Genomic DNA, 6,911 nt, shown 5'->3' with positions numbered 1-6,911 from the left:
CGCCGAAGCCGTCGGCCGCCCCCACCTAGCCCTCGTGCGCTAAAAAAGGGGTCAGAGCCCTTTTGAGAAAAAGGGCTCTGACCCCTTTTTGTATCCCTTTTTTGGATCAAAGGTCGGCAAGCGGCAACTGTTCGCCGTGTGCTGCTGTCGGCTCGGTGCTGCCTGTGTCTGCCTTGGCCTTTCGGGGCCGTCCGCGCTTCGCGTGGCCCACGGGGCGGCCCAGCGTGGACTCGATCCGGTCGCGAAAGCCCTCGTCACCGAACGGAGTGCCGGTCTGCAGGCACTCGCGCACCTGTTTGGTCACCCCTGGCTCCAGCCCAGTCTCGAACAGGCGCCGATAGGCCGGGCGCCTGGCGTCGGCCGACCTGCCGAGGCTGAGGTAGTTGTCATGGGGCGTCAGCAGCGGGTCCTTCCGCCCAAGGGCGTTGCTGCGATGGCTCGACCAGGGATAATCCTCCGGGGCCGCAACCAGGCCGGCGCGCACGGGGTTCAGCTCGATGTAGCGGTAGCAGGCGAGGAGGTAGGCGTCCGATTGGACGAGGCTCGACTTGAAGCGCCCTTCCCACAAGGTGCCGGAGCGGTTGTGGGTGCGGTTCACGTAGGGCACGTAGCGGCGGCCGACGTATTGCATGGCGCGGCTGATGCCGTCGCCGTCTGCCGGCGTCAGCAGCAGATGGACATGATTGGTCATCAGCACATAGGCGTGGATGGCGCAGCTCCAGCGCTCCGCGGCCTCGCCGAGCCACTCCAGGTACTTGCGACGGTCCTTGTCGGTGAAGAAAACTTGTGCACGGTTGTTGCCGCGCTGAACGACGTGAACGGGCAGGTCGGGGAGGAAGAATCTTTGCTTCCGGGGCATTGTGCGCTCTCCTGGGGGAATTTTTTCGCGCCTCGGCTCGGATTGTAGCATTCAAAAAGGGCTCTGACCCCTTTTTGGGAGGGTGAGTATGCGGCTATATGACTTTGAATATTCGGGTAATTGTTGGAAGGTGCGCCTGCTGCTGGACATGCTCGGGCTGGATTACGAGCGGGAGCCGGTGGACAGCAGCCGCGGCGAGACTCAGACCGCGACCTTCAAGGCCGTCAGCGGGCGCGGGCAGATTCCCGTGCTGGAAGACGGCGACCTGCGGCTCTGGGATTCCCAGGCCATTCTGTTCTATCTGGCGCGGCGCTATGGCGCGGCGGATGGCGGCGACGGATCCGAAGGCGGCGCTTGGCTGCCGCCGGATCCGGCGGGTGAGGCCAAGGTACTGCAGTGGCTGGCGCTGTCGGAGAACGAGCTGCTGTACGGGCTGGCACGGGCGCGGGCGGCGCTCAAGTTCGGCCGGCCCTTCGACGTTGCCGCCTGCCAGGCGGAGGGCCGTGCCGGGCTCGCAGTGCTGGAGGCGCGGCTCACAGAGCACGACTGGCTGGTGGGCGAGCGCGCGACCATCGCCGATCTGGCTTGTTACACCTATGTCGCGCTGGCGCATGAGGCGGAGGTGGCGCTGGAAGACTATCCCGCCGTGCGAGCTTGGTGTGCGCGCATCGCGGCACTGCCGGGCTATCGCGCCATGCGCTAAAACAAAAAAGGGGTCAGAGCCCTTTTAAGAAAAGGGCTCTGACCCCTTTTTTAGGTGGACGGGGTCGTGGACGTTGAGGCGCCCGCCTTCGATGACGGTGAGGCAGATGCCGGCGCGCTTGCCCAGGGCCTTGGCGGTGCCGCGGCCGGAGACTTGGTCCAGATAGCCGCAGGGCGGTCGTACGCGGTGCCAGGCGAAGAGCGCTGTGCCGATGCGCAGCCGGCGTCCGCGGAGCTCGACGCCGGCAAGGCCCGAGACCACGAGGTTGCGGCGGTGGCGGCCGTCGCTGACGTCGAGGCCGGACTTGCGCGCCGCCCGCGCGAGGTGCTCGGCGTGGATCAGGGTCACCTGGCAGCCGTCGGTGGCGTGCCACCAGCCCGTGCCGGCCGCATAGCGGTCGCCCTCCAGTCCCCGGCCGGCGATGGCGACGGTGCTGTCCACGGCCTGCATCGGGGCGCCGGCGTTGTCGGCGAGCAAAATGGCCTCGAGCCGCCCGGCAGCGGGCCGCCCGCGCAGGCGCCGGAGCCATCGACCGAGAGAGCCCGGCATCAGACTCGCCCCAGGCAGAGCGGCACATAGAGCTCGTCGTCGCTCAGGCCGCCGTGCACGCCGATCTGCTGGAATTCGCCTTCGGTGGGTAGGCGCTCGCGGATGAGATTCGAGCCGCGGGCGATGAGGGTGTAGTCGCCGATGCGCTCGGCGAGGTGCGGATGGGCCTCGCCGGTGCCGAAGAGGCCGGCGTCCAGCAGCGCGCGGCTCGGATACAGATCGAAGCGCTCGCCGAGCAACTCCCGGCAGTAGGCCGTGAAGGTCTCAACCCGATCCGGGCGCAGGTAGCAGAAGGCCGCCCGCGGCTCGCCGCAGAGCGGCATGGCCAGGCTGTCGGCGAGCACCGGGTGGTCCTCCAGGCGCACCAGGTCGCCGGGGCGGGCGTCCAGGTGGCCGTGGTCCGCTGTGACCAGCACCGTGGTATTAGTACCACCGATGTCGCGCACGAAGCGCGCATACTGCGCGTCGATGTCCCGGAAGTGGGCGCGCGCCTGCTCGCTCTCCATGCCGTGCTCGTGGCCGATGCCGTCGAGACCCGGCCAGTAGAGATAGAAGAAGCTGGGCTCGCGAGCCCGCCGGATGGCCCGGGCGGCGCGGCGGAACATCTGCTTGAGGCCCTTGTAGGGGATCAGCGTGGCGCGCCCGAGATGGGCGAGGTTGAAGTCCGAGCCGGCGATCCAGTTGGGCGAGATCGTCACCGATGGCGTCGCCAGGCGCTCGGAGAGGGGTCGGTGGCCCAAGAGCGCCACCAGGTCCACGCCCGCCGCCTGGTAGCCGACGCCGCCGTAGCGGGGGGTGCCGGGCAGCACGGACATGACGCAGCCGAGCTCCCGGAGCCAGGTGAACCAGCCGGTGAGACCGTGCTGCTGCGGGGCGTCTCCGGTGAGGAAGGTGGTGATGGCCGAGGCCGTGGTGGGCGGAAAGACCGAAGTCAGCTCGCCGAGCATGTCGCCGGCCAGCCGTGAGCCCGCGCCATGTCGGGTGAGCCAGCGGCTGCCAAGGCCGTCCAGCACCACAAGCACTAGGTGGCGGGCGTCACCGAGCGCGGCGGCGGGCAGCTGTTGCAGCTCCGCCACGTCGGCCTGGCCGCCGCGGGCGTTGATCAGCGTCGCCATCAGGTTGACGATGCCGGCGCCATGATAGTCGGGCTTGTTCAGGGGAAGAGTCATCGGCGCGCAGCATAGCGGCATGGGGTTAACATGTCGCGGGTCGCCGGCTTGGCAGCGATTGTCGGATGAGCGGCGTACCAGCGACACAAACCCAGCAAGGTAACGCTTTCGTGCGGCCGCCGACGGGTCTCGGCGGCCCATCCAGAACAACGAGATCGCGGGCATGCGCGCGGGATGTGCACGCTGCACGTCGAGGAGCCGCCATGATCAAAGTCCTGATCGTCGACGATCATCAACTGGTTCGCGCTGGCCTGCGCTCCATCATCGAGGCCCCCGGTGACCTTAGGGTGGTAGCCGAGGCGCCGAGCGGTGAAGATGCCGTGGCCCAGTCACAACAGGGCCTGGACGCGGACGTCGTGCTCATGGACCTCAGCATGCCGGGCGGCATGAGCGGCGTCGAGGCCACCCGCCGCCTGCGGCGACTGCTGCCGCAGGCGCGGATCATCGCGCTCTCGGCGCTGAGCGACGAGCCGCTGCCCACACAGGTGCACGACGCCGGCGCCATCGGCTATCTGACCAAGGGCTGCCCGGCCAAGGAGCTGCTGGACGCCATCCGGGCGGCGCACCGTGGTCTGCCCTACGTGGACGCAATGCTCGCGCAGAAGCGCATGGTCGCCGGCTGGCGCGGCACCAAGGAAACGCCCTTCGCGGACCTTTCTGCACGGGAGATGCAGGTGACGCTGATGATCCTCGACGGCCGCCGCAACAACGAGATCGCCGAATGCCTGTCGCTGAGCCAGAAGACCGTCAGCACCTACCGCCAGCGCATTTTCGAGAAGCTTGGGATCGGCACCGACGTGGAGCTGACGCGCCTGGCCTACCGTCACGGACTGATTCAGGAGGTCGCCGTCGGCGAAGCCGGCGGCTCCGGTTAACGGCGCTTCATCGCAGACAGAGGCGTCCTGACCAAGATGCTCGCACGCTGAGCAGCCATCGTTGTCGTCGTCGGGGCGCCGATCACCGCAACGCCGACGACGGCAAGCTCGATGCATCTGCAAGCCTTTGACGTCCGCAAGACATCTAGCGAATCAACAGCTGCCGTGACGGACCCCGCCGCCACCCCCTTCGACCCCGACTGCACGCGCTGTCCGCGGCTCGCGGCGCACCTCGCCGAGGTGCGCGCCGCCTGGCCGGACTACCACGCTGCGCCGGTGCCGCCCTTCGGCGATCCGCAGGCGCGGCTGCTGATCGTCGGGCTGGCGCCCGGCATGCACGGCGCCAACCGCACCGGCCGGCCCTTCACCGGGGATTTCGCCGGCATTCTGCTGTACCGCACCCTGCACGCCCACGGCTTCGCCAGCCAGCCCGAGTCCGTGGCCGCGGACGACGACCTGGAGCTGCGGGACTGCCGCATCACCAACGCCGTGAAGTGCCTGCCGCCGGAGAACAAGCCCACCACGGAGGAGGTGCGCACCTGCAATGCCTTCCTCGCCGCCGAGCTGGCGGCGCTGCCGGCGGACGCCGTGCTCTTGGCGCTCGGGCAGGTGGCCCACAACGCGGTGCTGCGGGCACTGGACCTGCGCCAATCCGCGTGGGGCTTCGGGCACGGCGCCGAGCATGCGCTGCCCAACGGCATGCGGTTGGTGGACTCCTATCATTGCAGCCGCTACAACACCCAGACGGGGCGGCTGACGGAGGCGATGTTCGAGGCCGTGGTGGGGCGGTGTCGGGAGCTTTTGAAAAGTTTGAAGTTTGAAGTTTGAAGTGAGAACGACGGATAGCCGGCCAAACCGCGCTCCGCGGCACTCGCCTTCAAACTTCGCCCTTCAAACTTCACACTTTCCAACATGCCCTTCGACCACCGCGCCGCCCTCAAGCAGATCCCTTCCCAGCCCGGCGTCTATCGGATGCTGGATGCCGAGGGCGGCGTGCTCTATGTCGGCAAGGCCAAGGATCTGAAGCGCCGGGTGTCGAGCTACTTCACCCGCGGGCTGAACGCCCGGCTGGTGGTGATGGTGAGCCAGATCGCCGACATCCAGGTGACGGTGACCCGCACCGAAGGCGAGGCGCTGCTGCTCGAGAACAACCTCATCAAGGCGCACAAGCCGCGCTTCAACGTCCTGCTGCGGGACGACAAGAGCTATCCCTACATCCGCCTGTCCGCTGGCGATAATTTCCCGGGGCTCTACTTCTACCGCGGTGCGCGGCGCAGCAGGACGGACAAGTACTTCGGCCCCTATCCCAGCGCCTGGGCCACCCGCGAGACCCTGCAATTGCTGCAAAAGCTCTTCCCGGTGCGCCAGTGCGAGGATACCTTCTACGCCACCCGCACCCGGCCCTGCCTGCAATACCAGATCAAGCGCTGCACGGCGCCCTGTGTGGGCTACATCTCGCCCAAGGACTATGCCGAGGATGTGGCCCACAGCATCAAGTTCCTGGAAGGGCGCACGGACGAGGTCATCGCCGCCCTCGGCGCGCGCATGGAGCAGGCCGCCGAGGACCTGGAGTTCGAGCGCGCGGCGCGGCTGCGCGACCAGATCGCCACCCTGCGGCGCATCCAGCAGAAGCAGTACGTCGCCGGCGACGGCGGGGATTTGGACATCGTCGCCGCCGCCGAGGCGGGCGGCACGGTGTGCGTGCAGGTGTTCTTCATCCGCGCCGGGCGCAACCTGGGCAACAAGGCCTTCTTCCCGCAGGTGCCGGATGCATCCGGACCGGAGTCGGTGCTGTCCGCCTTCCTGGCCCAGTTCTACGGTGACAAGGAGATCCCGCCGGAGATCCTGGTGAGCGTGGAGCCGGAAGAGCGCGAGTTCCTGGAGGCGGCCTTCAGCGAGCAGCAGGGCCGCCGCGTGGGCATCAAGCATCGGCTGCGCGGCGACCGCGCCCGCTGGCTGAAGATGGCCGCCGACAATGCCGAGGTGGCGCTGCAATCGCGCCTCGGCAGCCGCGCCGGCTACGCGCGGCGCCTGGAGGCCCTGCGCGACGCCCTGGACCTGGACGAGCTGCCGGCGCGCATGGAGTGCTTCGACATCAGCCACACCCGCGGCGAGCTGACCGTGGCCTCTTGCGTAGTGTTCGATGCCGAGGGCCCGCGCAAGTCCGACTACCGGCGCTTCAACATCGAGGGCATCACCCCCGGCGACGACTACGCTGCCATGGAGCAGGCGCTGAGCCGCCGCTACAAGCGTGTGCAGCAGGGCGAGGTGCCCATGCCGGACCTGCTCTTCATCGACGGCGGCAAAGGCCAGCTCGGCGCCGTGCGCGAGGTGCTGGCGGAGCTGGGCGTGACGGGCCTGCAGCTGGTGGGCGTGGCCAAGGGGCCGGATCGCAAGGCCGGCGCCGAGCAGCTGTGGCTGCCCGAGCGCCGCCAGCCCATCGTGCCGGGCCCGGACTCGCCGGCGCTGCACCTGGTGCAGCAGATCCGCGACGAGGCCCACCGCTTCGCCATCACCGGCCACCGCCAGCGCCGCGACAAGGCCCGGCGCACCTCGGTGCTGGAGGGCATCCCCGGCGTCGGCCCCAAGCGCCGCCAGAGCCTGCTCAAGGCCTTCGGCGGCCTGCGCGGGCTCACGCGAGCGGCGCCCGAGGACATCGCCCGGGTGGACGGCATCAGTGCGGAGCTGGCGCAGCGGATTCATGATGCGGTGCGCCAGCTCCGCACTGATGCCGTCCACCCGGGCGATGTCCTCGG

The 6,911-nt window shown here is 68.6% G+C and carries 7 protein-coding genes; 4 read left to right on the top strand and 3 right to left on the bottom strand.

What is annotated here, in order from left to right; genetic code table 11:
• Positions 1-106 precede the first annotated feature (106 nt).
• A complete protein-coding gene (locus CKO31_RS24925; protein WP_242475678.1) occupies positions 107-859 on the bottom strand; it encodes a transposase in 753 nt (250 codons plus the stop codon).
• 88 nt (positions 860-947) lie between these two features.
• Between CKO31_RS24925 and CKO31_RS24920 the strand changes: the two genes are divergently transcribed.
• The gene (locus CKO31_RS24920) at positions 948-1,562 is read left to right on the top strand and encodes a glutathione S-transferase family protein (RefSeq protein ID WP_200243281.1); all 615 of its coding nucleotides are present in this window, start codon (positions 948-950) and stop codon (positions 1,560-1,562) included.
• Between the two features lie 24 nt (positions 1,563-1,586).
• On the opposite strand, the gene CKO31_RS24915 is transcribed toward CKO31_RS24920, so the two are convergent.
• The gene (locus tag CKO31_RS24915; RefSeq protein ID WP_200243279.1) at positions 1,587-2,111 is read right to left on the bottom strand and encodes an MOSC domain-containing protein; all 525 of its coding nucleotides are present in this window, start codon (positions 2,109-2,111) and stop codon (positions 1,587-1,589) included.
• On the bottom strand, positions 2,111-3,280 hold the full coding sequence (locus tag CKO31_RS24910; protein WP_200243278.1) for an alkaline phosphatase family protein: 1,170 nt from the start codon (positions 3,278-3,280) through the stop codon (positions 2,111-2,113). Before CKO31_RS24910 ends, CKO31_RS24915 begins: the two co-directional genes overlap by 1 nt.
• 203 nt (positions 3,281-3,483) lie before the next feature.
• Here CKO31_RS24910 and CKO31_RS24905 point away from each other — a divergent pair, with 203 nt between their 5' ends.
• From CKO31_RS24905 to uvrC, 3 genes are all read left to right on the top strand, one after another.
• Positions 3,484-4,155 carry a response regulator gene (locus tag CKO31_RS24905; RefSeq protein WP_200243274.1) on the top strand — a complete coding sequence of 224 codons (672 nt, stop codon included), beginning with the start codon at positions 3,484-3,486 and terminating at the stop codon, positions 4,153-4,155.
• Positions 4,156-4,320: 165 nt separating this feature from the next.
• Positions 4,321-4,983 (top strand): uracil-DNA glycosylase, encoded by a 663-nt coding sequence (locus CKO31_RS24900; protein ID WP_322789210.1) that lies wholly within the window; start codon positions 4,321-4,323, stop codon positions 4,981-4,983.
• Positions 4,984-5,067: 84 nt separating this feature from the next.
• A partial coding sequence (gene uvrC, locus CKO31_RS24895; protein ID WP_200243270.1) for an excinuclease ABC subunit UvrC occupies positions 5,068-6,911 on the top strand: 1,844 nt, incomplete at its 3' end.

It is taken from the genome of Thiohalocapsa halophila (genome assembly GCF_016583825.1).
GTDB classification, from domain to species: Bacteria; Pseudomonadota; Gammaproteobacteria; order Chromatiales; family Chromatiaceae; genus Thiohalocapsa; species Thiohalocapsa halophila.
The sequence above is the reverse complement of the archived record's forward strand: the minus strand, read 5'-3'. Positions and strand labels throughout refer to the sequence as shown.